This window comes from Chitinophaga skermanii (genome assembly GCF_003259335.1).
Classification (GTDB): domain Bacteria; phylum Bacteroidota; class Bacteroidia; order Chitinophagales; family Chitinophagaceae; genus Chitinophaga; species Chitinophaga skermanii.
This window is the reverse complement of the sequence record NZ_QLLL01000004.1, coordinates 538,522-564,729: the sequence shown is the minus strand read 5'-3', so window position 1 is coordinate 564,729 and position 26,208 is coordinate 538,522. Positions and strand designations below refer to the sequence as shown.

Annotated in this window: 17 protein-coding genes and 1 pseudogene; 11 read left to right on the top strand and 7 right to left on the bottom strand. The window is 41.9% G+C overall.

All coding sequences use genetic code 11. The features are described from left to right. The first annotated feature begins 42 nt into the window (after positions 1-42). A complete protein-coding gene (gene metE / locus LX64_RS12985; RefSeq protein ID WP_111598075.1) occupies positions 43-2,367 on the top strand; it encodes a 5-methyltetrahydropteroyltriglutamate--homocysteine S-methyltransferase in 2,325 nt (774 codons plus the stop codon). A 64-nt stretch (positions 2,368-2,431) separates the two neighbouring features. Here the strand turns inward: metE and LX64_RS12980 are convergent, their stop codons facing one another. Further along, positions 2,432-3,511, bottom strand: a complete 1,080-nt coding sequence (locus LX64_RS12980; protein ID WP_111598074.1) for an alkene reductase — start codon at positions 3,509-3,511, stop codon at positions 2,432-2,434. Positions 3,512-3,631: 120 nt separating this feature from the next. On the opposite strand from LX64_RS12980, the gene LX64_RS12975 reads away from it, so the two are divergent. Beyond that, on the top strand, positions 3,632-4,003 hold the full coding sequence (locus LX64_RS12975; protein WP_111598161.1) for a winged helix-turn-helix transcriptional regulator: 372 nt from the start codon (positions 3,632-3,634) through the stop codon (positions 4,001-4,003). A 210-nt stretch (positions 4,004-4,213) separates the two neighbouring features. Next, positions 4,214-4,669, top strand: a complete 456-nt coding sequence (locus tag LX64_RS12970; protein WP_111598073.1) for a DsrE family protein — start codon at positions 4,214-4,216, stop codon at positions 4,667-4,669. A gap of 53 nt (positions 4,670-4,722) precedes the next feature. Here LX64_RS12970 and LX64_RS12965 read toward each other — a convergent pair whose 3' ends face one another. Then, entirely contained in the window at positions 4,723-5,463 is a 741-nt protein-coding gene (locus LX64_RS12965; protein WP_111598072.1) for a hypothetical protein, read from the bottom strand. A gap of 250 nt (positions 5,464-5,713) precedes the next feature. On the opposite strand from LX64_RS12965, the gene LX64_RS12960 reads away from it, so the two are divergent. The 6 genes from LX64_RS12960 to LX64_RS12930 all read left to right on the top strand — a co-directional run bounded on the left by LX64_RS12960 (position 5,714) and on the right by LX64_RS12930 (position 12,810). After that, positions 5,714-7,393: a CocE/NonD family hydrolase gene (locus tag LX64_RS12960; protein WP_111598071.1), complete on the top strand. Its 1,680-nt coding sequence runs from the start codon at positions 5,714-5,716 to the stop codon at positions 7,391-7,393. 197 nt (positions 7,394-7,590) lie between these two features. Beyond that, positions 7,591-9,324, top strand: a complete 1,734-nt coding sequence (locus tag LX64_RS12955) for a tetratricopeptide repeat protein (protein WP_111598070.1) — start codon at positions 7,591-7,593, stop codon at positions 9,322-9,324. Between the two features lie 255 nt (positions 9,325-9,579). After that, a complete protein-coding gene (locus LX64_RS12945) occupies positions 9,580-10,326 on the top strand; it encodes a DUF6345 domain-containing protein (RefSeq protein WP_111598068.1) in 747 nt (248 codons plus the stop codon). 27 nt (positions 10,327-10,353) lie between these two features. After that, positions 10,354-11,343 (top strand): hypothetical protein, encoded by a 990-nt coding sequence (locus LX64_RS12940; RefSeq protein ID WP_111598067.1) that lies wholly within the window; start codon positions 10,354-10,356, stop codon positions 11,341-11,343. A gap of 147 nt (positions 11,344-11,490) precedes the next feature. After that, the gene (locus tag LX64_RS12935; RefSeq protein ID WP_148707307.1) at positions 11,491-12,429 is read left to right on the top strand and encodes a hypothetical protein; all 939 of its coding nucleotides are present in this window, start codon (positions 11,491-11,493) and stop codon (positions 12,427-12,429) included. 99 nt (positions 12,430-12,528) lie between these two features. Further along, positions 12,529-12,810 (top strand): hypothetical protein, encoded by a 282-nt coding sequence (locus LX64_RS12930; RefSeq protein ID WP_148707306.1) that lies wholly within the window; start codon positions 12,529-12,531, stop codon positions 12,808-12,810. A 278-nt stretch (positions 12,811-13,088) separates the two neighbouring features. Here LX64_RS12930 and LX64_RS12925 read toward each other — a convergent pair whose 3' ends face one another. From LX64_RS12925 to LX64_RS12905, 5 genes are all read right to left on the bottom strand, one after another. Then, entirely contained in the window at positions 13,089-13,484 is a 396-nt protein-coding gene (locus tag LX64_RS12925; protein ID WP_111598064.1) for a putative quinol monooxygenase, read from the bottom strand. A gap of 80 nt (positions 13,485-13,564) precedes the next feature. After that, positions 13,565-14,431, bottom strand: a complete 867-nt coding sequence (locus tag LX64_RS12920) for an SDR family oxidoreductase (RefSeq protein ID WP_111598063.1) — start codon at positions 14,429-14,431, stop codon at positions 13,565-13,567. A gap of 122 nt (positions 14,432-14,553) precedes the next feature. Beyond that, positions 14,554-22,197, bottom strand: a complete 7,644-nt coding sequence (locus tag LX64_RS12915) for a hypothetical protein (RefSeq protein WP_111598062.1) — start codon at positions 22,195-22,197, stop codon at positions 14,554-14,556. A gap of 44 nt (positions 22,198-22,241) precedes the next feature. After that, positions 22,242-23,540: a hypothetical protein gene (locus LX64_RS12910; protein WP_111598061.1), complete on the bottom strand. Its 1,299-nt coding sequence runs from the start codon at positions 23,538-23,540 to the stop codon at positions 22,242-22,244. 2 nt (positions 23,541-23,542) lie between these two features. Further along, positions 23,543-24,982 (bottom strand): ComEC/Rec2 family competence protein, encoded by a 1,440-nt coding sequence (locus tag LX64_RS12905; protein WP_111598060.1) that lies wholly within the window; start codon positions 24,980-24,982, stop codon positions 23,543-23,545. A gap of 225 nt (positions 24,983-25,207) precedes the next feature. Between LX64_RS12905 and LX64_RS12900 the strand changes: the two are divergent. Both LX64_RS12900 and LX64_RS12895 read left to right on the top strand, forming a co-directional pair. Next, positions 25,208-25,375: pseudogene (locus LX64_RS12900) on the top strand (helix-turn-helix domain-containing protein); the annotation flags it as partial. Between the two features lie 72 nt (positions 25,376-25,447). Further along, positions 25,448-26,029 carry a DUF502 domain-containing protein gene (locus LX64_RS12895; protein ID WP_111598059.1) on the top strand — a complete coding sequence of 194 codons (582 nt, stop codon included), beginning with the start codon at positions 25,448-25,450 and terminating at the stop codon, positions 26,027-26,029. Positions 26,030-26,208: the final 179 nt, after the last annotated feature.

Here is a 26,208-nt window from a genome sequence, read left to right as displayed (position 1 = left end):
AGAGCTTTTAACTGATTTCTTTATCAAATTAAAAGCATCAACATGCAAACACACAACCTCGGCTACCCGCGGATAGGCAGCCAAAGGGAATTGAAAAAAGCTTCCGAGCAATTTTGGACCGGTAAAATCTCCGAACAACAATTACACGAAGCTGCCAGCCACATTCGAAAAGGTAACTGGTTATTACAACAAACAACCGGTATCGACCTCATTCCTTGCAACGATTTCTCCTATTACGACCAAGTACTCGACACCAGCTTAATGGTAGGCGCCATTCCTGCTAGGTACCAAGCGTTGATCCACGAAAAGCAATTACCGCATATCGACCTCCTATTTGCCATGGCCCGTGGTTATCAAAAAGATGGGTATGATGTAACGGCGATGGAAATGACGAAGTGGTTTGATACGAACTACCACTACATTGTGCCTGAATTTACAGCGAACCAAACGTTCTATCTTCACCACAATAAAGCACTGGCAGAATTCAACGAAGCCAAAGCATTAGGCATCGCGGCGAAGCCGGTATTAGTAGGCCCTATTAGCTACTTATTGCTCGGTAAAGAGAAAGAAAGCGGCTTCCAACGCGTCGATTTAATCCAACAATTGTTGCCTGTTTACATTGAAGTGTTACAACAACTACAAGCAGCAGGCGCCACATTTGTACAACTCGACGAGCCTTGCCTCGCTTTAAACCTAGGCGATAAAGAACGTAAGATCTACACGGAAGTGTATAACAGCATTCAACAACAAGTACCCGGCTTACACATCATCTTAGCCAGCTACTTCGAGTGCTATGGCGAGAACCTGGATACAGCACTTAGTTTACCGGTACATACACTCCATTTGGACCTAGTACGTTGCCCTGCTCAACTCAGCGATATATTATCGACCAACATTGCTAACAGCCCCTTGCACCTATCGTTAGGTGTAGTAGACGGTAGGAACATCTGGAAGAACAACTTCGAAACATCATTACAATTCATCCAACAAGCAGTAGCTACCGTAGGTACTGATAGAATTTGGATTGCACCTTCTTGCTCATTATTACACGTACCGTGCGACTTAGATGCGGAAAAGAATGAGCAAGTGTTAACACCTGGCATCAAACAATGGTTAGCGTTTGCTAAGCAAAAGATTCAAGAGGTTGTTACGTTGAAACAATTAGCTAGCGGTGAAAATAAAGAGGCCGCAGCTATTGCTTTACAAAACAACATCCAAGCACATAAAAACCGTCAAACCTCTTCGCTTATTCACAACCCGGCAGTGAAACAAAGAGTAGCGGCTATTACGGAAAAAGATGCTAGTCGTAACAATGTTTTTGCTACCCGTAAGATACAACAACATGCTGCATTGCAATTGCCGTTATTCCCTACTACCACTATTGGTTCTTTCCCGCAAACACCGGAAGTACGTAGCTGGAGAGCGAAATTGAAAAAAGGTGAATTAACGCAAGCGCAATACGACCAGTTAATTGCCGATGAAACAACGGCCTCTATTCGTTGGCAAGAAGAAGTGGGAATTGATGTATTAGTACATGGCGAGTTCGAAAGAAACGACATGGTAGAATATTTCGGTGAACAACTAAACGGGTTCGTATTCTCACAAAATGGTTGGGTACAAAGTTATGGTTCACGTTGTGTGAAACCGCCAATTATTTACGGGGATGTAAGTCGCCCAGCAGCCATGACGGTTCGTTGGACTTCCTTCGCACAATCGCTTACTTCGCAATTGGTAAAAGGCATGTTAACCGGCCCGGTTACCATTTTGCAATGGAGCTTCGTACGCAACGATCAACCGCGCAGCGAAACCTGTACACAAATTGCCTTAGCCATCCGCGATGAAGTAGTTGACTTAGAGGATGCAGGTATTAAAGTAATTCAAATTGATGAACCGGCAATACGTGAAGGATTGCCATTGCGTAAAGAAAACTGGGCAACGTATTTGCAATGGGCTGTACGTGCCTTTAGAATATCGGCGAGCGGGGTGGCTGATGCCACGCAAATTCATACACACATGTGTTACTCCGAATTCAACGACATTATTGAACACATTGCGCACATGGATGCCGACGTGATAACGATTGAATGTAGTCGCTCTCAAATGGAATTATTAGACGCCTTCGCGGAATTCAAATACCCGAACGAGATTGGTCCTGGCGTGTACGACATTCATTCGCCACGCGTACCTTCTCAACAAGAAATGGTAGCCCTTATGCATAAAGCCCAAGCAGTAATTCCTGCGGAACAATTATGGGTGAACCCTGATTGTGGTTTGAAAACACGTGGCTGGCCTGAAACGAAAGCGGCCTTAGAAGAAATGGTTAACGCCGCAAAAGAACTGAGACTTGCAGTACCAGTAGGCGCTTAATTATAGTAGAACGATCGAGCGGGCTGTTGGCTAACAGCCCGCTTTTTTTTATGTATGTTATTCGTTAGGCTAAAGCCGGGTAATCGATATACCCTTTTTCACCGCCTGCAAACATCGTATTGAAATCTACGGCATTCAGTTCCGAGCCTACACTAAATCTTTTCGGTAAGTCGGGGTTTGCGATAAACAATGCACCGAATGACACCAATTGCGCCAACCCCTTTTGCAATACAGCTTCTGCTGAATCTTTATCGTACCCGCAGTTAGCTATTACTGTATGCGTGGTAAGTGGTGCAAAAATTTCAACTTCGTCGCCTGTTGGGTAATCTGGGTTCAATGGGAACATCGGGCTTCGTTTCATTAACTCGATGAATGCGAAATCCATCTTGTTTAACTGCTCGATTAAGTAGGTGAACGATGCAATAGGATCGTTTAATACAATACCACCATACGATTGGAAGGGCGATAATTTAATACCTACTCTTTCACCACCAATAGCTTCGATTAATGTTTCCATTACTTCTAAAATGAAGCGGCTTTTATTTTCTATGCTGCCTCCGTATTCATCGGTACGCAAGTTAGTGTTATCGGCTAAGAATTGGTTGGGTAAGTAACCATTCGCCGCGTGCAATTCTACCCCATCGAAACCGGCTTCGATCGCGTGCAAAGCAGCTTGCTTGTAGTCGAGTATGGTCAGCTTGATTTCTTCCAAGGTAAGGGCGCGTGGTACTTCAAAATCCAATGGACCTTGAGAGGTAAAGTGTTGCTGGCCGGTAATACCAACGGCCGATGGTGCAACGGGTAAAATGCCTTTACGATCCACTGAGTGACCGATACGACCGGTATGCCATAATTGGGCGAAGATTTTGCCGCCTTTGGCATGTACAGCGTCCGTTACTTTCCGCCAGGCTTGGGTTTGTTCAGCGGTAAATAAACCCGGTGTAAATGGGCTTCCCAAGGCATCGGCAGAAATATTAATCGCTTCGGTTAAAATGAGGCCTGCACCGGCACGTTGGGTATAGTATTCAACTGTGAGGTCGCCTACAACACCATCTGTATTGGCGCGAGCGCGTGTCATGGCGGCCATTACTACGCGGTTTTTTAGTGCTATGTTTCCTAGTGTATATGCTTCTAATAACATCATCGTTTAACAATTTAATGTTGGGATATTCTTGATTTACAGAACGATGGAACAAAATTATTAGCATTTGGTTTACTTTTGTTATCAATTACATAAATGTAACCAGTTACAAAAATGTTACCAATGGACGTAAAACATACATGTATAACAGGCAGCTCCGTAGAATGCAAACGCGCCCGCTTAAGCATACAAGATACTTTGGATGTGGTGGGTGGTAAATGGAAACTCGTGCTCATTTCCTTGCTACGAGATGGTAAATTACGGTTCCGCGAGTTGGCACGAGAAGCGAATATCTCTACCCGTATACTCTCCAAAGAACTCCAAGAACTCGAAATGAACGGCCTCGTTAAGCGAACTGTATGCAATACTAAGCCCGTAACAGTAGAATACTCCCTCACCCCTTATAGCGAAACCCTGTCGGAAGTAATTCTTGCCATGCACAAGTGGGGTTTACAGCACCGAAATCGCCAAATCCATTCAGTTTCAAACGATTAGAAGCACCTAGGTTAGCAATATTTTAGGTATCACATTGATAATCAATGAGTGAGATAGGCCGGGGATAGGGTCGAGCTAGGCAAAAGATAGGGTAAGGATAGGTAGCTGCTTGCTAATAAATGTTAAGTATACGCTCCTTTTCATTTGTTGTGAGGATACATACTCTATCCTTCTACCTACCCAATTACACAAAACAATCAATCACACGCTATGAAAAGAACCATGCAAGTGCTGCTACTTCTATTATGCAGTATTACAATGAAAGTACAAGCCCAACAAGCCAACACGAAGACTTTTGTACCGGCAGTAGCCACGCTACAACATTACAATGCTTTGTACATCCTCAACGAATCGGACGATAAAAAAATTCGGGCACTATTACGCAATATTGGGAATGCGCTCAATGATCCGCGGTTGAAAGGTAAGTTACATGTGGAGGTAGTCGTGTTTGGTGATGGTGTGGAGATGAATAAAAAGTCGAACCCATATGCTGCTTTGATGTTACCATTAAAGGAGAAGGGCGTCGTTTTTGTGCAATGTGAAAATACTTTGGCAGAAAGAAAGATCGACAAAAGCGAGGTACACGATTTCCTCGGGTTTGTACCCAGTGGGAATGGTGAAATTATTCTTCGACAATATGAAGGTTGGGCGGTGATAAAACCGTAAACTATACAAAAAGCCTTGCTACATGGTAGTAAGGCTTTTTTAATGCTTTCTATTTACCGTGGCCACATTACCGGTATTTTCTTCGCTTCTATGATCGCTTGGAAATTAATGTATCCATTTTCGTCGAATAAATCTTCCATGGAAGAGTATGACAAAGTCATTTGACCATCTTTCTCGTACAAGTTCATTCTAAAACTCAATGGTGCGGCGTATTGTACTTGTTGAGCATCGGCAACGAAAATCATGTCTGTAATAATTTCACAACCGGATGTATCATCTTTAAAATCATTGAAATGATAGTAGAAAAACAATTCCAAGTTTTTAAACTCTTCGTAGTAACTCGTCATCATCAAGAAGCGGCGGCGCGGGGCGGAAATGAGGAGCTTATCTGTTTTCAATAATTTGCAGGCTTCTGCTAGGAAAGCGGGCGATAATATTTTCTCGGCGGCATGGTCCTCTTCGGGCGTAACGAATATACGTCGACGAAGGGGTTCGGGCCAATCTATAGCGAAAGGATATGCATCAATATTTTGTTGCCATTGGGAAAAGTTAACTTTGATGGCTTCGTTTTGAAGATCTTGCTGCGTGATGTATTCGAATTTATCCCCGGCATCTTGTGGGAATACGATGGCTAATTCCAAGGTGTCGCCAGTTTGTACAAATGGTATAAACGCAGCATGCGCTAAACCCGGCCATCGAGCATCTTTAATCATCGGGTAAACGGGTACTTTATCTTTCTCTACAGCAATAGCGGGTGCCCCGGGTTTTCCGAATAACTTGTTTAGGAATCCCATAAAAATACGGTTTGGTTAAAATCATGGTCATGCTAACAGCATGCCAATAACAATGCTATCCGAATGTACGAAAATTTACCCGGAAGGGGATTCGTTATAACACCTGTGTTCACCATGATAAGTTAAACAGGAAGGGATTATTTGAAGAAAATGCGGGTTATTTGTAACTTTTAACAACGCGGATCGTCTTCTTCGAGGTTTTTCCTCGGAAAAACCTATTTGTTACCATCACTAAACCGGTCTACCTAATATGCGGCATTTAATATCTACCATCCTGCTTATGATAACGGTTGGTGTTGCTTTCGCTCAGCAAGCGGCACCTAATGATAGTAGCTATCTTATACAAGATAGTGTTGCTATTCCTACAAGAAGCGGGGTACCTATTTCGGCTATTATAGTTCGTAAGAAAACCAATACTGCGCCCTCCCCTGCTATCCTATTTTACACGACTTATTACCAACATGCAAACGATGCCATTTTCGGCAAGAAATCGGCCGACCGGGATTACGTTGGCATTGTGGCCTATGCGCGTGGTATTCGAAGCGATTTGAGGCATTATATGCCTTTTGAGCATGAAGGAACAGATGTGTATGATATCATCGATTGGATTAGTCAACAAAGTTGGTGTGATGGCAAAGTGGGTATGTACGGTGGTAGTTATACAGGCTATGCACAATGGGCGGCCACCAAAAAGCTTCACCCGGCGTTAAAAACCATTGTTCCCCAAGTTGCTGTAATGCCCGGGTTCGATTTCCCGATGGAAAATAACGTGCCGCTGAGTAGTATACTCAATTGGAGCAATGATAACATTTACAAGCGCCCCTTCTTACCCAGGCATTTACCCTTCGAATACTTCAATAGCGGGGTAGCTTATAACAAGTTGGATAGCTTAGCCGGTACACCGAATCCCATTTTTCAACATTGGCTTAGTCATCCTGCCTACGATTCCTACTGGCAATCCATGGTGCCTACTCCTAGCGAATATGCCCATATTAATATTCCCGTGCTAACAACAACCGGGTATTACGATGGCTCACAAATTAGTGCCTTACAATACTTCAAATTGCATTACCAATATAACCCGCAAGCGAATCACTACTTAGTAATTGGGCCATACGACCATTGGGGTGCACAGCGTAGGCCGGCTGCTAACTTAATGGGGTACGAAATCGACCCCGTAGCGAATGTAAACATGATGGAACTAGCGTATGATTGGTTAGATTATATCTTGAAAGGCAAACCTACACCGGCTATCCTGCAAGATAAAGTCAACTACCAAGTAATGGGCACTAATGAATGGAAACACGCGCCTAACCTAGCTAGTATCAACACCGATACCCTCACCTTCTATCTTCACAACAACACCCTCCTGCCAAAGCAACCAACTACCACCGCCTTTCAACGCCAAACAATCGATTTCAAAGATCGCGTACAACAAAACAATTATTTCACCCCGAACATTATCTTCGATTCGCTGGATGCAAGTAATGGCTTAGTATATACAACGGCTGCATTTGAAAAAGACATGGATGTAAATGGATCTTTCACAGGGAACCTATTTGCATCGATCAATAAAAAAGATATGGATGTTTCGTTGGCCTTATACGAGCTGCTACCCAATGGGCAATACTTCTTTCTAACCCGCTATGTTGGAAGGGCTAGCTATGCGAAAAACAAAGCAAAACGACAATTACTACAGCCCAATAAAAAGGAAAGTATCCCTTTTAACATTACACGCTTTGTAAGCAAACGTATACGTAAAGGCAGTAAGCTAGTGGTATTATTGAACATCAATAAACATCCATTTGAAATCATCAACTATGGCTCGGGCAAACAGGTTTCAGCAGAAACAATCAAAGATGCCGGGGCTCCTTTGCGTATTCATTGGTACAACGATAGTTATATCAAAATACCCGTTTCAAATCACTAATTATACCGCGCAACATGTAGATGAAGTATGAATTACCGCCATGTTTCATCTACATTCCTCCAATTAGCAGGTGGCGTATACACCACGTATACATTCTTCGTACCTTTTTCTTGCAGTGACAGGCTCTTCTTCCGACATTCTATTTGTGACAACCAGGTTTTTATTACCCCGACTATATATTGTCAAATCATTTTTCCATGATGAAAACAATCTGCTTTGCCATTGTTGCAATGTGCAGTGTGATGGCATGTAACAACGTTCAACCGACCAAGAACACTACACCTACTAAAGTAGCGGCTAGCATTGGTTGTGCCGTACCGGCCACCACCGATAAAGCTTGGTACGCTTCCGGTAAAAAGGCACCTTTGTTCAAAGGCTTAGAAGGTATTCACTTCAACATTTCCACTACTACCCCCGAAGCACAAACGTACTTCAACCAAGGGATGATGTGGGCATATGGTTTTAACCATGCTGAAGCCGCCCGTTCCTTCTTCGAAGCTACACGGCTCGATTCCACTTGCGCCATGGCTTATTGGGGTTTTGCCTATGTACTGGGTCCTAACTACAATGCTGGCATGGAACCGGATAACTTCCAAAGAGCATACGAAGCGGTACAAAAAGCGCAAGCTTTAGCAACGAATGCTACGCCGAAAGAACAGGCTATGATTAAAGCATTAGCTGCACGTTATGCCAAAGAACCACCGGAAAACAGGGGCCCTTTAGATATAGCGTATGCCGATGCCATGAAGAAGGTGTATAATCAATTCCCCGGTGATCCGGATGTAGGCGCATTGTATGCAGAAGCATTGATGATACTACATCCTTGGGATTTGTATGATAAGAAATCTAAAGCGCCGAAACCTTGGACAGGACCTATTTTAAAGGTACTTACGCATTTAATGCAATTACACCCCAACCACCCTGGCGCACATCACTTTTTTATACACGCGGTAGAGTCTTCTGCACAACCAGAACAAGCATTAACAAGTGCGCATGTATTAGATACATTAGTACCCGGGGCAGGACACTTACTACACATGCCTTCGCATATTTACATTAATACAGGTGATTACCATTTGGGTACCATTTCTAATATCCGGGCGGTGAATACTGATAGCGCATATACAACTGCTTGTCATGCCCAAGGTGCTTACCCCTTGGGATATTACCCGCATAACGATCACTTCTTAGTGGCAACAGCTACATTAGAAGGCAATAGCCATTGGGCATGGCAATCGGCGATGAAATTACATGCACACACTTCGCAAGAAATTATGCGTATGCCGGGTTGGGGCACTTTGCAGCATTATTACACCATTCCATACTACGTAGCTGTTAAACTATCGATGTGGGATACCATACTAGCGATGCCGGAACCAGGCAAGGATTTAATTTATCCACGGGCTGTATGGCATTATGCACGAGGCATGGCTTACTTGGGTAAACATTATTTAATGCATGCGCAGAAGTCGTTAGATAGTTTGAAACTATTAGCAGCCGATAGTTCTTTACAACAAGTAACCATTTGGAATATTAATACAACCGCCGATTTAGCGAAGATTGCCGAGAAAGTATTAGCCGCGGGAATTGCCGTACAACAACAGCAATACGACACGGCAATAGTATTGCTGAAAGAAGGGATTGCGTTGGAAGATAATTTAAACTACAACGAGCCTCCCGACTGGTTCTTCTCTGTTAGGCATCATTTAGGTGCCGTACTACTACAAGCAGGCAAAGCCAAGGAAGCAGAGAAAGTATACCGCGACGATTTGAAAACATGGCGTAAAAATGGTTGGGCACTAATTGGCTTGAAAGAAGCCTTGATAGCGCAGAAACGAGATGTAGAAGCCAAAGAAGTAAAAGCTGCCTTTGATAAAGCGTGGCAATATGCCGATATAAAAATACAATCCTCCTCTAGCATAACAGATTAGCGTTTTTCTTTCATATAGCGAGCAGCGGTATACAAGTACTTGTATGCCGCTTTTTTATGCTTCCATACTAGCAACTGCAAAATACCTTCCGTTGCGAAAGTATAAACACGCAATTTTTGCGTATTGCTACGCAGAAGGGCATTGCATACATTCCTGAGCTGTATCTTTGTGTTGTAATTGTAATTTACCCCAGTTAACACTTATATATACAGGCTTCCATGAGCCTACAGTTTATTAGCTCCAAAACCCCAAAAAATGAAAACAGTATTGAACACTACGCGCAAAGCGTTTTGCATGTTGCTACTTTGTTGTTTAGGTAGTACCACGCTTTCCCACGCTGCAGATCATGAAATCGGTGGATATGTTGATCGTGCAGAAGATCGTTTCGTACGCAATGTATGGAACTTCATTAAAAACTTCGACGGTTGGAAAACCATTGGTGGCAACCGTTACCGCTACGTGCAGTATTACTATGCACAACCTTTTATGTTCACTTCTTCGAACAATTATTATGCGGATAGAATGGACTTATCATTTGTATCGGCGCATGGTAATTATTACCTCTTCGAAACGAATCAATCTACCGGCACAATTGTAGATTTAACAACGTGCCCTGGTTACGGCGACCAAGCCAATGGTGGCGACATGGAATTTTTGATTATTGAATCTTGCTCTACCGTGGCATCGGCACCTGAGAGAAGTGATTGGTGGACACCGTACATGTCGATCTTTAAAGGTTTGCACCAATTAGTAGGTTTCCGTACGTTGAGTTATTCCGACAATGGCATTCCCAATAATTTCGCCAACAAATTAAAAGGCAATGGCGGCATTTGGCAAAGTTGGTTCAACGCGGTGAACGATGAAAGATCCTGGTGGAGAGGATCGAGCTATCCAGGTTATGCAAGTGCTATCGTATACACCACTACAGAAAACGACCGCTTAAGCACCAATACTGCTGATCCATATGGTGCTAATAATATGAAAACTTGGTGGCAGCATTAATTTCTTCATCCTTCAACCCCAACGAACATGAACTTCTCATATATTTCACGCATAGCATTGTTCACGTACATGGTAACGCTGATGGCTTGCCAACAAGGAACAAAACCAACAACAAATACACTTTCATCTGCTGAACAACCCGTGTATGTATATAGCTTCGATGAAACAGGCAAGCTAAGTACCGATAATACCAAGGCATTAGCTGCAAAATTCTTGGCTACAAAAGATGAAAAAGGTTTCACCTTCAACCAAGACAATAATACAATGTACTACGTAGACGGCAGCGATGCCAACATTACGTTGGAACAGGATTTAACAAACGGCAATTTCTCTTTCTCTAAGATCGACAGGCGTTACATGGGCGACTATGTGCCGGCATTACCTTCTTCTGAAGAAGCCATTAAAATTGGTGCCGCCTTCTTACGCGAGCATGGTTTACAAGCGAACAATGAAAACGAATTACAACTAGAACACGTAGGCGGCTTGCGAGCACAATCGCAAAAGGGTAAAATTATCGACAAGGTGATTACACTTACTTATGGTCGTAAGTTAGATAGCTTACCTGTAATAGGTCCTGGTTCGAAGATAGTGATTAATATTGGCGACAAAGGCGAAGTAGTAGGCTTAACAAGGCGCTGGCGCGAAGTGAGTACTTCCAAACGTACGATGATAAAAACGACGGAATTGATGAGCGCGGAAGAAGCCGAAGCCGTAGCTAAAAAACAAATCACCGCTGAATTTGGGGAGAAGGCCACCTTCGAATTGAAATCGGCAGAGAAAGCATATTACGACAATAACGGTAAGATACTACAGCCTGTGTATGTATTTGAAACGGTGGTAGACTTACACGATAAATCGATACAACCTACCCCCTATTTATGCATCATCCCGATGTTGCGTAATTCCCCGGAACCATTAAACTTAACAGCAGTTGATCCGAAAGCCTTGGAAACACTGAAAGCCAATGACCCGGCTAAAGTAGACACAACGGCTACACCCAGCAGAGATGTAGAATAACCACTATTTTTATTGTACAAGAGATCCCGGTTGTATATACGGCCGGGATTCATTTTTGTAGGATGCTTTTACTTGCTTATTTTTAAGATAGTGCAGATCGTGAACCACCTGTGTTGAATGTTACATCCTGGCTTATTTCCATATCGCATGCCTACACGCTTATTGTTATGCCTTATTGCCGGTATTTATTTTACTTTTCCTTCATACGGGCAAGCACGTACCGATTATGGCACGAATGCTATTGGTCGGCAATTTGGATTATCGTGCAGGGCGGTATTGGAATTTCCTTCATCTAAGCAGCACCCCATCCCTATTTTACGATTTTCTGCGAATGCGGGTGTAGGTGGCGAATTTCTGCATGATTGGATTTACCCGTCGGTGAATATTGAAGTGCAATTGTACAATGGCGGGCTGGGTAGTAAAAGCACGCAGCGTAACCCGTTTCAAAATTTCGATTTAGATATCATCATAGCAGGTACGGCTACGTTTGGTGGGCAGAATTACATGCGGGCAAATAAGCAGCCAGTGTTAGCGCACCGGGATATTCCTTTGTACTACTTCTCCAACTTTGTATACCCTGCCTTACAGAACCCATATCGCTATTCTTTTTCCCTGGGTACGAACTTTATAATTACATTTTTGAATACTGCTAAGGGCAACCAGCGTGTTGGGTTTGTAAATGCGCATGTAGACAGGGTACAGGCGTCGTATTACAATGATCGCGGTTTGGGGTTTGCACAAGCGGATTTGGGGGATAAGAAGAACCGGAATTATACAGGCGGCGCTATCATCAGCTATCATGGTGCACCTTATACGGCATTGAGCTTGGTGGAGGTATCGTATCACCAATTCTCGGGAGATGTAGCACGGCAAGGTGGGGAGCAAACTTTGCTGAACAAGCGCGTTTGGGGTGTAACGCTTGCCAACCCGTGGAAAGGCTATGGTGCTTCGTTTCAATCTTACAACAGCATTCAACTACCCAAATCACATACTGTTACAGATACTTCGTTCAAAGTTCCTTATCCAAGGTCATTCTCCATCAGTGGGCAGTACTACTATCGCTACCATTTGATCCAGTTTCAATAGGAAATAGGCGGGAAAACAAACTATCAAAGAGCTAACCGTTACGGTGTACTTGTAATTACACTTCGAAGGTACAGCGTGCCTGCCGTGTAAAAAAATGCCGTGCCGGAAAGTGCCGCTTTTAACCGGTTTATGCCACTTTATGCCGGTTTATGCCGCTTTATGCCGGAAAGTGCCGGTTTCTGCCGGAATGTGCCGGAAAATGCCGGTTTTTGCCGGGTCACACTCCTGCCGTTAATGACTTTTTGCAAGGTTTTTATCGACAATGTGCTGGCTAACCCCTGGTTTTACAAGGTGCATGTCGGAGAAATGTCGACAAAAGGCTTACTAAAGCCTTATAAACACTGGGGGGTTGTCGGTGAAATGTCGGTGAAGAGTCGGTGAAGTGTCGGTGAAGGGTCGGTGAAGGGTGAAGAAATGTTCGAAATGTTGGGTGAACAATTTGCAAAAAAAGGCGAACCATCCCAGGTTCGCCTTTTTTTGTTTTGTTTAAATTTTTTATGCCCAGCTATATAGTTTGTATTAATAGTCGAACTTAATGATGGAAGTTACATCGCTGATAACTTGGAAGTATACACCTTGTTTACCGGCGGCTGTAGCTACATTGATTACGTAGAGTTATAATTCACAGCCAGCCATCACCGAAGCGTTAGGCGAATAATTTATTTCTTTATTAACCCAGGTACCAGCGGATCTACTTCTACCAACTCGAGGTGTTGCACCATGTTTTGTGTGCCGTTCTTGTACTTGAGGAAATGAGGCGTTTTCACATGCGCTTGGTAGTCGGCCTCCGTGGCGTAGATTTCCAAGATGGTTAGATGCGTGGGTTGTTCTTTCTCGAATACTGCATATAAAGTAATTACACCGGGTTCTTTGTTGATCGAGGCTTCAATTTCTTCTTGCAGGAACGATTTATAGGCATCGAGTTGGGTACTATCGACAATGATTTTTGCCAAGCGTACTTTCTGTGGAGGCGGAGCATCCTTTGTAGGCTTTGCAGTGCAAGCGGCCAAACAGAGTGGCAATATGGCGAATAGCGATGGTATTCTTTTCATCATGGTGTTACTTTTGGAGAACACAATGATAAGAAGAAAACGTGGTGAATGGTGAATACGAATTACTGGGAATTATACCTTTTTTACAGTTTGTAGATTTCTTTGATGGCATTTGCTAAGGCAAGCGGTGGCCTGCCGAGTAGTTGCTCGAGGTCGTTTGATGGGATGTCGTATAAATTGTTTTTAATGTCTTCAGCGAAGCCGCCTAGGATTTTTATAAACATAGCGGGTACATTGTATTGTTGCAACGTTTCTGCGTATTGGGATGCAGATGGGTTGCTATAGATAGTTGGCGTGCCGGTTATAGCGGTGAACATGGCGGCTATGTCGTGGAAAGAATAGGAAGGGCCGCCTGTTAGCTTATATATTTTGTTTTCGTGGCCTGCCGAGGTAAGGATATGAGCGGTTGCTTCTGCCAAATCTTTCTTCCATACATACGGCACTTTGCCATCACCTGCGGGGAAATGAATACCTGTAGTGGGAGCTTTTTCTCCTGTGAAACCGGGTAAACCATCGGCGTACAATGAATTTCGTAAGAAGGTGTACGAGATGCCTTTCGCTAAGATATAGGCTTCTGTGTTGGTATGGTCGTCCATCATTTTGCGGATAGCGGAGGCGGCTGTGTCGGTCATGGCTACTCCTGTATACAATACATGTTGAACACCTGCTTGTACAGCAGCATCAATTACTTGTTGATGTTGTTGAAGGCGATTGGGTTCTAGGCCGGATATTAATAGCAGGATGTCGATGCCTTGCATGGCTTGGGAAACGCTGCCGGGATCGTTGTAATTGCCGATGCAGAGCGTTACGCCTTTAGAAGCTAGGTGATTGGCTTTTTGTGCGTCTCTTACGAAGGCGACGATATTTTGCGGGTTGGTTTTTTGTAGTAAGTATTCGATCGTAGCAGAGCCTAATTGGCCCGTAGCGCCGGTTACGAGGATCATCGCCATGATAGTTGGGTGTTTAGACTTTAAGGTAAGTAAAATATCCGGGGAGACATAAGATAGGTATAAAAGAAAACGCCTTGACAACTTTATGCTATCAAGGCGCTCTTTTCTTCAGTAAAGTATTATTACCTACCGGCAATTAACCATTGGATGATATCATCGATGATAGGTTCGTTTATAAATCCTTTTAAACCGCGCAATGCTGCTGCTGCATCTTTACCTGGGTAGCCGGCCGCCACCAGTGCCGTAATAATTACGATGGGAGATGTTACATTATTCATATACACCACTAACTTTTCTGCTGCAACATTTGCCGGCACATCCTTATCAAATGTTGAGCGGGCAACTATAATGGCCACTTCATCTTCATACACTTTATTCACTATATCCAAGTAGGCGGCAGCAGTTAACTGGTTGATGCTTTTATAGGTAGCAATTAATCCCCATAGGGCATTACCCATTGGATATTTAGCATGGTGCAAGGCTGTCATGATGTTCAAGAACGACTCGTATGGGAAAGTGGCTTTTAACCTTTTAAATGCCGCTTCTGGATGAATTTTATTTGTAGCAATGAACCTCGCCTCGTCGTCTAATAGGATTGGGTTGAGTTCAATTGTTACGGTATTAGACGATTCGCTACCAATATTATAGGTACTTGAAGTAATAACCACGTGTATATCATAAGTACCCGCTTTTAATGCCCCGATATATAATTCTCCTGGCGGATCAACGAAAAGATGTGTTGTATTCTCTGGCCCTGTAAGGAACATTTGGTAACTGTTACGTGGCGCATTCATCTCCAATTCAACATACAATGTGTTTAAATTCACTGCTGCCTTCATGATCGTTGGCGCTGCTTTTCTTCGAATAATTTCCGATTCATGTGGCACGCCATCAATCCAACCCGCTTTAACTGGGTAACACTTAAAGGTATAAGGCACCTCTATTAATGCAAGCAAGTCAGCCGGGAATTGAATGGGAGGCTTGTTTTCTATGATTCGTTTGTCTATAATTTTCGGCTGCGGGGTGCTATGCTCAATTAATTCGATCCTATAGGTAGTAGTATCGTTTATGGGGCTCATGGCTAAGTTGATATGCTTACCATCTACAGCCACCATGCCATTAAAGAAAGGCATATTCGCTAAACGCATTACACTTTGCTCGTGGATGATGAACACGCTGCTATTGATATTTCCTGTGCCTTTACTGCGCAACCTCACTTGGTATGATGGTACATAAGGCAATGCATCAACATTCAAATGATATCCAAATGATCCACCATCCATATCTATTGCATGCACAATAAACATTTTTTCATTTATGGTCACAATTTGTAGTTCATATTCAACGGCCCCCGGTACAGGCTCCCAGGTGGTTACTAGGGAATGCGTATTGCTATCAAAATCAAAGCGTGTAACTTTGGGTGGTGGCAGGTAAGCGACCATGTTTGAATGGGCCGTCCATGCACTTGGCTCCCCTATTCTTTGTCCTACATTTCGAACGGTAGCTGTAAATGAGCCTCCTGTTTTTATTGGATAAACATATTGTTTATTGTAGGTTGATGCTTGGTGGATTGACTTTTCGCCATCCCAAATTTGAATTTCATATTCGTCGCTATCGTTTACGTTTTTCCAAGTAAATTCAATGGAATCTACCATCCCCTTTGCTTGCAATTCAGTTGGCTTGGATAGTTTGCTGATAACGTAGGATGTTTTTACTGTTGAACTTTCTATCATTCCTGCTGCATTTGCTACAGCCGATACATTATAATCACCACTCTCCATATCTTTTATAGCAATAACCAGCGGGCTTTTTTGCAACTTCAAATCCTTTACTAAGGAAGTTCCTTTGTAAAGTTGAATATCCGCGGTTTGACCAACATTATCATGACTCCATGTAATAATACATTCACCCGATGCTTCTACATGCACTAGCTTTAACGCTTTAACAGGTGGCAACTTTTGAATCGTGAATTCATTCGGCTTGCTAATTACATCGCCATACTTAGAGGCTACGCTGAAGGTAAGGGTGCCCGCAGGCAGAGTTTCCCTGTTTACTTGGTATTCTATATTGCGTTTATTAAAAGGCAAGATTTCATGTAGCAAGCTGTTGTTGTCACCTAACTTTAAATTGACTGGGTATTGATTCGCATAACTAGCAGGATGCCAGGTAACGATCAATTTGCCGTTTTCATATGTATGATAATCGAATACAGGTGGCTCTATGCGAACACCGGGATTTAATTTCGGTAGGTGGCCTGGTGTTAATATTACCGGCAAAATAACAATTACGCCATCACTAATGGTAAAGAAGGTGGGCAGTATCAAGCTTCCTAAACCCATACAGAGTAACCTTGCAATAATCTCTCCACCTATTATAGGACCAAAAACGCTCATGACAAATATCCCCAGCTTTACTGGCTCTTTAAACAGTTCTGCTACAAAATGGGCTGCACTATCTACAATTACTTTCACGCAAGCATCGTACACACTGTCGAAATGTGTATCGCTTGGAAGTTGAACAATAAATTCAGCGGGGAAGTCTAATGTTGTAATTTCAGCACCACCTATTGTGCAAATTATATACTTCCCAGCCAATACTAATTCCAATCCATGCTCTCCCACTCTTACAGATGGGGATACATCGAACTTTGTATTTACTAATGTGCTAGTTGCTGTGTTGACCGCAAATTCACAAAAGCCCGTCAACGCCATAATATCTTGTATAACTTTAATAAAGTTGAATACATCATTGGCACCAGTAAACTTCCAATTCGGCCATTTATCGATGGCCAAACCTTGTTGTTTGCTGTAACTAAATCCCAGCGTGAAGTTACCCCAGTGTTCGACCGGCTTTGTTTGCAATTGGGCGTGCAATTTTTGTTGACCATGTCCATCTTTTTGCACTTCCACCGTAGCTACCCCAAGTGGATAATTAAACAAATTAATACCAGCTTCCAAGCCAATGGTAGGCTTATCTTGTTGGGTATTGATGAATAAGGATGGACCATCTTTATAAGGGTCACGACCATTGTCTTTTGCCCCTGCAATTTGTAAAATGCCGAAATCTATTTTCTCCGGTAAGCTAGCCCTACCTAACAAGCCTTTATCGTTGATATGGGCGGTGATATTGAGGAGATATTCTTTTTTAATGAATAGGATGAGTTGCGTTTGCAGGTTCAAGCCATCCTCTAATCCACTTTCCCCGATGTTATTATTGGTATCATTTGCTTTCTTATAGTATGTAAGCGCACCATCTTTTAAACCAATATCGAATACAGTTGTTGGCCATTGCGGTGTTTGGATGAAATAATTGAATAATTGTCCTACCGTGAATTGGCCTTTTAAACTAATTTTCAGCAGTACGGGGTTTACCTGTCGGCATTTCAGCATTACATCGAACGTAGCATTTTCTCCAACTTTAATAGCCGCAGATAGCGAGATATTTATATCTGCCTCCTTCTTTTCAACTGTTGCGAATGAATAATCCACTTGTAAAGCAGCGGAAGCGAGTTTAACTTTCGTTAACCCAAACGGCGCATCAATTGGCTTGGTGCTCGGCATACTTGTTTTGAATGTAGCTGTTTTGGTGTTAATAGTAAGTGCTCCATCGAATTGATAATTTTCCTGGAATAGTTTTATACCTAATGGACCTGCTATTGAATAGGAACCCCCATCTGCGGCTTTGTATTCAAATTGCAGCATTTCACCGGTGGTTTTATTTCCGAATGTGATGGTATCCCAGAATGAGAAAGGCGCAAATTGCGCACGGAATATGCGCTTTGCGGGGTCTTTGGTGATATCGCCATACGCCTGTACAAGAGGTGCATCTTTGAGCTTGCTGAGTTGCAAATAGGTTTTGAGCAAATCGGTTGAGAAATCTAAAGCACCGTACACATGCCAACCGGCGGCGATGCCGGCTGTTTGGAATTTATCGGTAGGGATATTGTGTTGTAGCGCTGCGGGGATGGTGGTGAATTTCTTTTTTAATGCATTTACATCAGCAATATCATGCGAATTGAACCAAGTATACACCGATTTTAGTTGAATGAACTGATCTATCACTTTAGCATCGGGCCATAGCTTCTCGAAGGTAAAATGTTCTCCTAGCTGGCCGGCAAAAATGAATTGATTCGTTACTTTCTCTTCTACTGTTTTCCCAGGTACCTCTTCAGCATAGAAGAGTGTTTCCAAATCGCCGGGTTGATCACCAAAAGAGAACTTACCATGGAGGTAAAATACTTTATCGCTAGGGTTTAGGTAAACGCTGGCTGTATTAAGCTGAAAACCGGTCATACCGGCCGGTGTTTGTACCTCCCAAGCAGTAGGTACAAATTCATTACTTAAAGCTGGCAATGTAACTGCCTTTGCTTCTTCGGCAGTTAAGTGGCCGGTAAAAATAATGGGCGTATCGCCATTACCTAAGCTAACCCCCATCAGCGCTTGAAGCGATTGAATTTTTAAACGCCCAGTAACAGTGGCTGCATAGGAGAATTCTTCTTCTTGTGAACGTTTAACTGTAATTTCACCACCTACACTTAACATTTGCAACGACATGCTTCCTAGCTGTATTTTCCAAGGTGTGTTTATGTCACCTTTCATATGGAAAAAACCTTCTTCGGGAATGATTGTCGTTTCCCAATCCGTTAAAGCAATGTTGGGTAAACTATCTAGCTTGGGCAATTGGGTATGTTCGAAATGTTGTAATGCACCTAGTATTTTCTCTAAAGCAAGTGCTTCCTGTTTGATCAATTTTCCCTTTAAAATCCAAGGAGCTGTTACCTTTGCTTTATCGGCCGTAAATAAGAATTGCGTACCTGCTATATCCCATAAGGCTTTGATATGCGCTTCGTGGATGCCGAACACGTCCTTTTCTTTTGCAATATCCATACTTACATCTACAGCTTGTAAGCTGAGGTAGCCAGACAATATATCCCAGCTATCTAAATTGCGAACACCAAATGAAATTGACTGCAACAAACCCTTATCACTGCTTAACACCATCCCCAATTTATTCAATTCAATACCTTTCTTGAATGGCATAAAAGAGGGTACTACATATTGTAAGCTTTGGTCGGGAAACATCCATTTGGCAAGGCTTTCAAGGCCCGGCAATTCAATTGCTTCAGAAAGCCAAAAGGAGGTATACCAAGGCTGTTCTCCGTGCTTCTGGACGATCATATTCACTGTTGCCTCTCCAAAATTAATCTCTCCTTTGATTGTACCGTAAAAATGGCAAACATCATTTATACGCTTCATTTCTATGGAAGCGTTGTTTACTTTTACATCTAATAAATCTTCAATAAAAACCCAATTTGTTTTACTTTGGAATGCTAGTAGAAATTCATTAACACTGGGTTTAGTGGGATCAACTTTTACATATAGTTTAGTGATGTCAAAGGCACCGAACGCATGAAATTTTTGTGGGAGCTGCAAATCTTGTCCATGTAACAACTGTAAAAAATGACCCATGCCAGGGAACGAGATCTGCTGTCCTTCTATCAACTGCATCGTCCACCCATCTTGTTGGGCAGGAATTGGCATATGAATCTGCAGGGGACCTTGATTAGCAATAACCACCTGGCCCTCGATCTTACCAGAAACGGCGTTCCCATTTTTCACATCCACCTTTATAATAGCTTTCCAGCCATCTAGCTTCAACGCATCTGTTCCTAGCGGTTTCCATGGTGCGGTTTGCGAAATTTCGACTGATCCATACGACAAATACGGTCCGCCTTGTTGTAGTGTAGGATTAAATCCAACTTTTACCGCTGCCAACTTAATCCCGGGCGCAGTAGCCTTTGTATCAATTAAATTACTTGGTAAGGATTTCATTATTTCATCTTGCTTTGCGGTGGTTGAATTCCACAATAGCATGGCCAAGTCGGTCAATGTAGGCTGCTTACTAGGATCTGTTAATACAAATTCCCAATCACCTTCAAAAGGCATATCTAAGCTTACATCAAGATCATGCGTATTACCGATAGCCATTTTGCCCGAAAAAGTAGCGCCCATTACATATTCTAATGGCGCACCCGCTTCCAACAAATTAAACCCTCTTTTATACGTCCAATTAAAACCATTCAGTTTTATAGGTGATGAAGGATAAGGGCTCCACTCGAACGTACCTGCCTCCTTGCTTGGAACTAATAAGGCTGTTGTATGAGTATTTGAACGCAATTCTTTTGTGAAATCGACTTGAAATTCCTTCATGGTTAATGCCGCGGCATTCAATAAACTAGCAGGCACGAAATCATTTGCAGCATCTTTCGATAATTGGAGAAAGGAGGAGACGATGTTTTTTTGCGCTATTTCGTGTTTACTTTTGAGTGTGTATACTTCAAGGTTTGTACCTGCTAATGGAAGTTGGAGTTGCCCCGTAAAACTTGGTAATGGTTGCATATCTACATTGCCTTCTATATATGCGCGTATGCTTGCGTTGTCAATACCAAGTTGTAAAGTTAAGGGCGCCTTCATTGTAAACGGTACAATCCCGGTTAGTGAAGCGGTAAGGTCTTTACTAAATGTACGTGTAAACTCCAACTCGAATCGCCCTATGTTAGCCGGTTTCATACGGCCTATCATATTAAAAGCTGTGAATTGCTCATTTAACACTTGTAGTTCGTTCAAGCCTTCATCTTTATTGATTTGTACATGTACCGACCAGCCCTTTTCAACCCTATAGGGCTCGCCGACCTGGATGGAATTTTCTACGGTATTATATAACAATTGTTTCCATAACAATTCTTCAAAGAAAGTAAATTTCGTTAGGGGGAACAACGTTGTTGCATCCCATTTATTAGGCAATTCTATGGCAAGCGCATACTCCAATTTGTTATCACTCGATAAGGAGAATGTCCAAGTATGCTTACTAGGCAAACTAAGTTCGAATAACCCGGCTGTACCTGTTAATACCAGCGTGGCACCTTTTCGTTCAACCACGCCATTCGTAAGATGCAACTCCCTTACACCTAATGACTCGTAAACAGTACGTGGTGCTAAGTCTTCGTCTTTTACATAAGCATCTTTCAGCGCGATACGTTCTTGCAGGCGTAATGCTAATTCATCTAAAGGATCGTTAAATGGGGGAATATCTATATGAACAGGCAATTGCAGTGGCCCATTTTGCAATTGACTTGTTACAATACCTGGGGTACCCGTGCCAATTTTCAATTGCCAATTGGGTAATACGATAGTAGTAGCCGTATTCACACCTGTAAAAAACTGGATATCGAATAGCTTATCTACCGGTTTTATAAGACTTTGTAAGGATATTGACGTGTGATTATTATATAACAGTTGTAAATTTTTCAGCGCATAAGTAAGATTTGCTTCGCCTAATACATTAATCCCTTTTAACCAGTTACCGGCAGGTTGTTGTCGACTTTGTACTGTATTCGTAAAAAGTAAGCAATGCGGTGTATATTGTATTTGCAGTTTCTTTTTATCCTCCTCGCTGATAGGAAATGCATCGTACAGGTGCCACAGCGGCGGAAGATTTGCTGCATAGCAGGTGAAACAGGCTTGTTCATTTATTTCTAAGATGAAGGGGTGGTGATATAACCCCCACAGCGTTACTTGTCCTTTTACGACTAATAACTTTTGTTCTATTAATTCGATACTTGCCAACGAGAAGTCGATCGCTACTAAATTGGTGATGGACAAGAATTCCTTGGCGGCACTTTCTCCTAGATCAGCCGCTAAGAACTGTAGTTGATCTTCAGCAGTTTTTCTTTTTTTGAGTGTGTCTTCTAAAGCAACGAGGAACATATAAACAGGGTTTAGCAATGAGAACGATGTGAAGGTGTAGTTGGTTAATGACAAAAAAAGGATTGCTGGGGGTTATTTTTTGGGTAATATCCTTTTAGGAATAACGCTAACTTATCTTTGCCGACGTGTTTAAACGGTTGTGCCAAGGTCGGTTCATCCCATACCGTCAAATCACGTAATGATTTAAGCACTTTCCATTCTATTCCATTAAAAGGGTAAAAATGAATTTCATTAGATATCCTCTTCATGCCACATGCAAAAGCTTTGTACGTAAACTCGAATTGCAAATGTGACTTTAATGCTCCTTCACTTGGCGTGGCTTTTGTTGTATTCTTGATTATTTGGCTTAGCTCAATAATCGAGATCCTTCCGGGATTTTTGCTTTCTCTAAAATAGTTGATTTGCTCCATCGTGTAACTGTAAATCTTACCGGCCAAGTCTACTACCAAATATCCAAGACTAGTTCGCCTATTTTGGATTTGGAGTGCTTCTTCTTCGTTACGCGTTTCCTTGTGGGGTCGAAGTCCTAATACTACACTATATTCAAACACAAATAAACTTCCTACAGTAGCATTATCCACAACATCGTCGGCTATGTAAATTGCCGCATGTAAGTACCCGTTTTTTACTAACAAATTAAACACCTGTTCTCTTGTAGGCTGCGTAGGAAGGGTCAGTTTACCGATGGCTGGTTGTAACTTTACATTCTCTTGTTTAAAAAAATCTTTGAAGGTTACAGTAACTAGTGGCAATGTACCATCATTTAATTCTGCATTGTGAAAAGCGGTTGCATACAATAGTTCTTCTTCCAGTTTAGGCGTTGCCGTTCGGTATAAACCACCAAATTCATTCTCGAACAGGTACCATGCATCACGATTCAGCACTTCCCTGCTAGCCCTATTACTTGGATACCAAGGAATTTCAGTAGGCTTATTGGTATCTTGAGGTTCTGCATCACTATTCGCTATGTATCTCTCGACATCAAAAACAGCATCACCAGAATCCTCAATTACAAGGGGATAATTCTTTAGCTCGTTCCATATGGCGTATGGAAATGCATTGTCATTGATGCTAACTTTATTTAGCACAAAAATACCTATATCAGTCACCTTTTCACTTTGTAAAACTGCTTTCTCTTTAGACGTTTCAGCGGGATCAAACGCTAAAAAAGTTGACATTTCTTCGCTTGCCAACGTATAGCTGATATGGTAGTTCTTTATTTTTTCATAATTTTCATACAACGTTACTATTGTATCCTCTTCTGTATCATCTACCTTAGGTTTGTATAAGCCCTTTGCTTGATACACCATATCATCTTGGTTTTTTTCTATTCTTAAACTCATGATTATTTAGTGTATTTATAGTGTTTAACTTGTGTTGCGGTATGGCACTGATACCTAATTAAGCCTGCTTTCTTTGGATTTTGAGCGTCGGGTTGTTTCGCTTTTTTTCCTTGTAATGATTTTATTTGTTCAGACGATATTAAAACATCATCTCCTTTCTCGCCATTCCAAAAAACAATGTAATTGCTTTCCGTATCTATGTTTTTATCTTCTACCACCAATACAATATCACCACCTACGATTCCATTACTTTTCTTTTCATTGGACGTATTTTGAATAAATTGGATTTGCTTGTCGGTATACTTCCCCGAGGTTTCATACAAGTCAGCGTTCATCATGGAAGTATAAAATACATTTTTGATGGTGTTCGTATATTGGAATTTAGATCTATCCTTCTTCATTTCAGGATCTTTCCATTCTTGGATATTCCATTTATACTTCGTGGCGGCATCCAGTACCTCCACCACTTCAATACGAGGATGCAGAAACTTCTTTTGAATACCCGATGAAACAATAGCAGTACTAGGCTTAATAACAGTTAAGAAGTAGTCATTCGTACTTTCAGCACTCCCATGGTGACTCACTTTAAAACTACATACATGCCCTCCTTCTAAGGCATTTCCATCTGCTACGGATACAAATTTTGATTTATCATGGTTACGAAGTGCATCGGCCAAGGTAGTTTCAAGGTGGAATTCGCTGGGTAAACCACGTAGATCTCCATTCGTATAAAATCTAAAGGCGCCATATTGTAAAATCCAACCAAGACTATAATCGTTTTCATCTGAGCTGGTAAAATCTATTAGGGCATCGTCTTCATCTTTTATTTTCATTATTCCATCGAATGTTTCACCATCCGCAACGATGCATTGCATATTGATTTTATCGCCTAATGCAATATTCGTTTCTAGCGTAGCTGTTTTATGCTTTTTCTTCATCGTATTCTCGAAACGATTGTATACCGTATGTTCCGCGGTTTTTGAAATGGTAGGTCCTTCGCCATTGAGCCCCCTATCGTAGGCCGCTATTTCAGGGAAATTATTTGCTTGTGTAAATAAATATTGCAAGCCACCGTAATGATCGCCATGGAAGTGTGACAGTATGCTATGCGTAACACGCTTCACGCCAACTTTGGCCATATACTTTTTGATTTTATCCGCTTGTGCTTTTCCCGCACCTGCATCAATTAGAACAGCAAACTTAATGGTGTTCTTTACATCAAGGTTATTTGACATAGCGTATCTTATATACTCAGCAGGATTGTCGGGGATCTTTGTTTTTTTAGCATATTTTTCGATTATTGCTTTCAGCTTTACCACATCACGCACAATAATCAATGCGCCATCGCCTTGACCCACATTCATTTGGTGAATCTCTAAACTTTGCGCAACGAGGGTTATACTGTATATACAACAGGCTACTAGGGTTACAATATATTTCATAATAGGGATTGGGATTGAAGAAAATCCCAATTAAGTTAGTACTCCTTCCCCACCCAAACAACCCAACCGGTTGAATTTCTTTAAGATTCCGTAGTTCTACGCATATGCTGCATATGTAATACATTGAAAGTATTACGATTGTCGATGGCTATCATCAAAAGAAAACGCTTGCCATCCAAATGATCCTTACTTTTATACCTCAGTTTTACCAGGCCGTATGAAAAAAGAGATTGCACTCGATGTGAACGAGTTAAAGAGAAACTATCCACTACACCTATACCAGTGAGCGAGATAGCATACGAATTGGGATTTGAACATCCACAATCCTTTAGCAAACTATTCAAATCGAAGGCGGAACTATCGCCCTTGGAATTTAGGATGAAGTTTAATTAAACTACTCGCCCGCCAACTTTATACGATTCTGCCTGTTGTAGACTATAGTACTGACCTTTATTTGTTTTTGTTATGCATTTCAAGAAAATATTGGGCAATGGGCTTTTATTAGCTATCCCACTTGGCGTAATTATTTACGTATTCATTAAGATCACGCATTTATTGATACTGGTAATTAGCCCGGTTGCGGTTGATTTAGGTATCGACAAAATATTGGGTGAGTTAACCTTAACGATCATTGCCTTAATGATCCTATTCTTATTGGTTTGCGTGTTGGGATTGCTGATGCAAATAAGAACAATTGAAGGATTTGGCAGGAAACTGGAAACGATTGCCTTGAAGCTTTTTCCCCCATTAAACCAATTGAAATCGTTAGCAGCCGAGAATTTAGCATTCACCAACCAAAGTGCTACTTGGAAGGCGGTGATCGTGTATTATGAAGAGAAATACAACCCGGCCTATTTAGTAGAGGAGAACGACACCTTGGCAACGTTTTTTATCATGAAAGGAACGGCCATGCAGGATGGGGAGATTCTAATAGTAGAAAAATCTTTGATCAAAATGTTTGAGATTTCTTCCATGCAATTGCATCAAAACTGTCGGCAATTTGGTAAGGGATTTTTATCTCTCATTCCGAAGGATGGTTTAGAATAGTAACACATCTATCGGTATACTGAAAGTTGCTTGGACAAACTGGATTGTTTCTTCCATGGTTTATAAGTCCACTGGTACTTTTTATTATTTGACAAAGCAGATCATTTGTTACAACTCCTAACTATTTTCACTACTCTCTATAAATCAATAATAATAATTATCAAAATTTTTTTAATCCC

Bases quoted from the DNA above. Each gene is read 5' to 3' on its own strand.
- LX64_RS12940 (WP_111598067.1), top strand. From the start codon at position 10,354: ATGAACTTCTCATATATTTCACGCATAGCATTGTTCACGTACATGGTA.
- LX64_RS12915 (WP_111598062.1), bottom strand. From the start codon at position 22,197: ATGTTCCTCGTTGCTTTAGAAGACACACTCAAAAAAAGAAAAACTGCT.
- LX64_RS12895 (WP_111598059.1), top strand. From the start codon at position 25,448: ATGCATTTCAAGAAAATATTGGGCAATGGGCTTTTATTAGCTATCCCA.
- LX64_RS12975 (WP_111598161.1), top strand. From the start codon at position 3,632: ATGGACGTAAAACATACATGTATAACAGGCAGCTCCGTAGAATGCAAA.
- LX64_RS12965 (WP_111598072.1), bottom strand. From the start codon at position 5,463: ATGGGATTCCTAAACAAGTTATTCGGAAAACCCGGGGCACCCGCTATT.
- LX64_RS12945 (WP_111598068.1), top strand. From the start codon at position 9,580: ATGAAAACAGTATTGAACACTACGCGCAAAGCGTTTTGCATGTTGCTA.
- LX64_RS12905 (WP_111598060.1), bottom strand. From the start codon at position 24,982: ATGAAATATATTGTAACCCTAGTAGCCTGTTGTATATACAGTATAACC.
- metE (WP_111598075.1), top strand. From the start codon at position 43: ATGCAAACACACAACCTCGGCTACCCGCGGATAGGCAGCCAAAGGGAA.
- LX64_RS12960 (WP_111598071.1), top strand. From the start codon at position 5,714: ATGCGGCATTTAATATCTACCATCCTGCTTATGATAACGGTTGGTGTT.
- LX64_RS12980 (WP_111598074.1), bottom strand. From the start codon at position 3,511: ATGATGTTATTAGAAGCATATACACTAGGAAACATAGCACTAAAAAAC.
- LX64_RS12920 (WP_111598063.1), bottom strand. From the start codon at position 14,431: ATGGCGATGATCCTCGTAACCGGCGCTACGGGCCAATTAGGCTCTGCT.
- LX64_RS12955 (WP_111598070.1), top strand. From the start codon at position 7,591: ATGATGAAAACAATCTGCTTTGCCATTGTTGCAATGTGCAGTGTGATG.
- LX64_RS12935 (WP_148707307.1), top strand. From the start codon at position 11,491: ATGCCTACACGCTTATTGTTATGCCTTATTGCCGGTATTTATTTTACT.
- LX64_RS12925 (WP_111598064.1), bottom strand. From the start codon at position 13,484: ATGATGAAAAGAATACCATCGCTATTCGCCATATTGCCACTCTGTTTG.
- LX64_RS12970 (WP_111598073.1), top strand. From the start codon at position 4,214: ATGAAAAGAACCATGCAAGTGCTGCTACTTCTATTATGCAGTATTACA.
- LX64_RS12910 (WP_111598061.1), bottom strand. From the start codon at position 23,540: ATGAGTTTAAGAATAGAAAAAAACCAAGATGATATGGTGTATCAAGCA.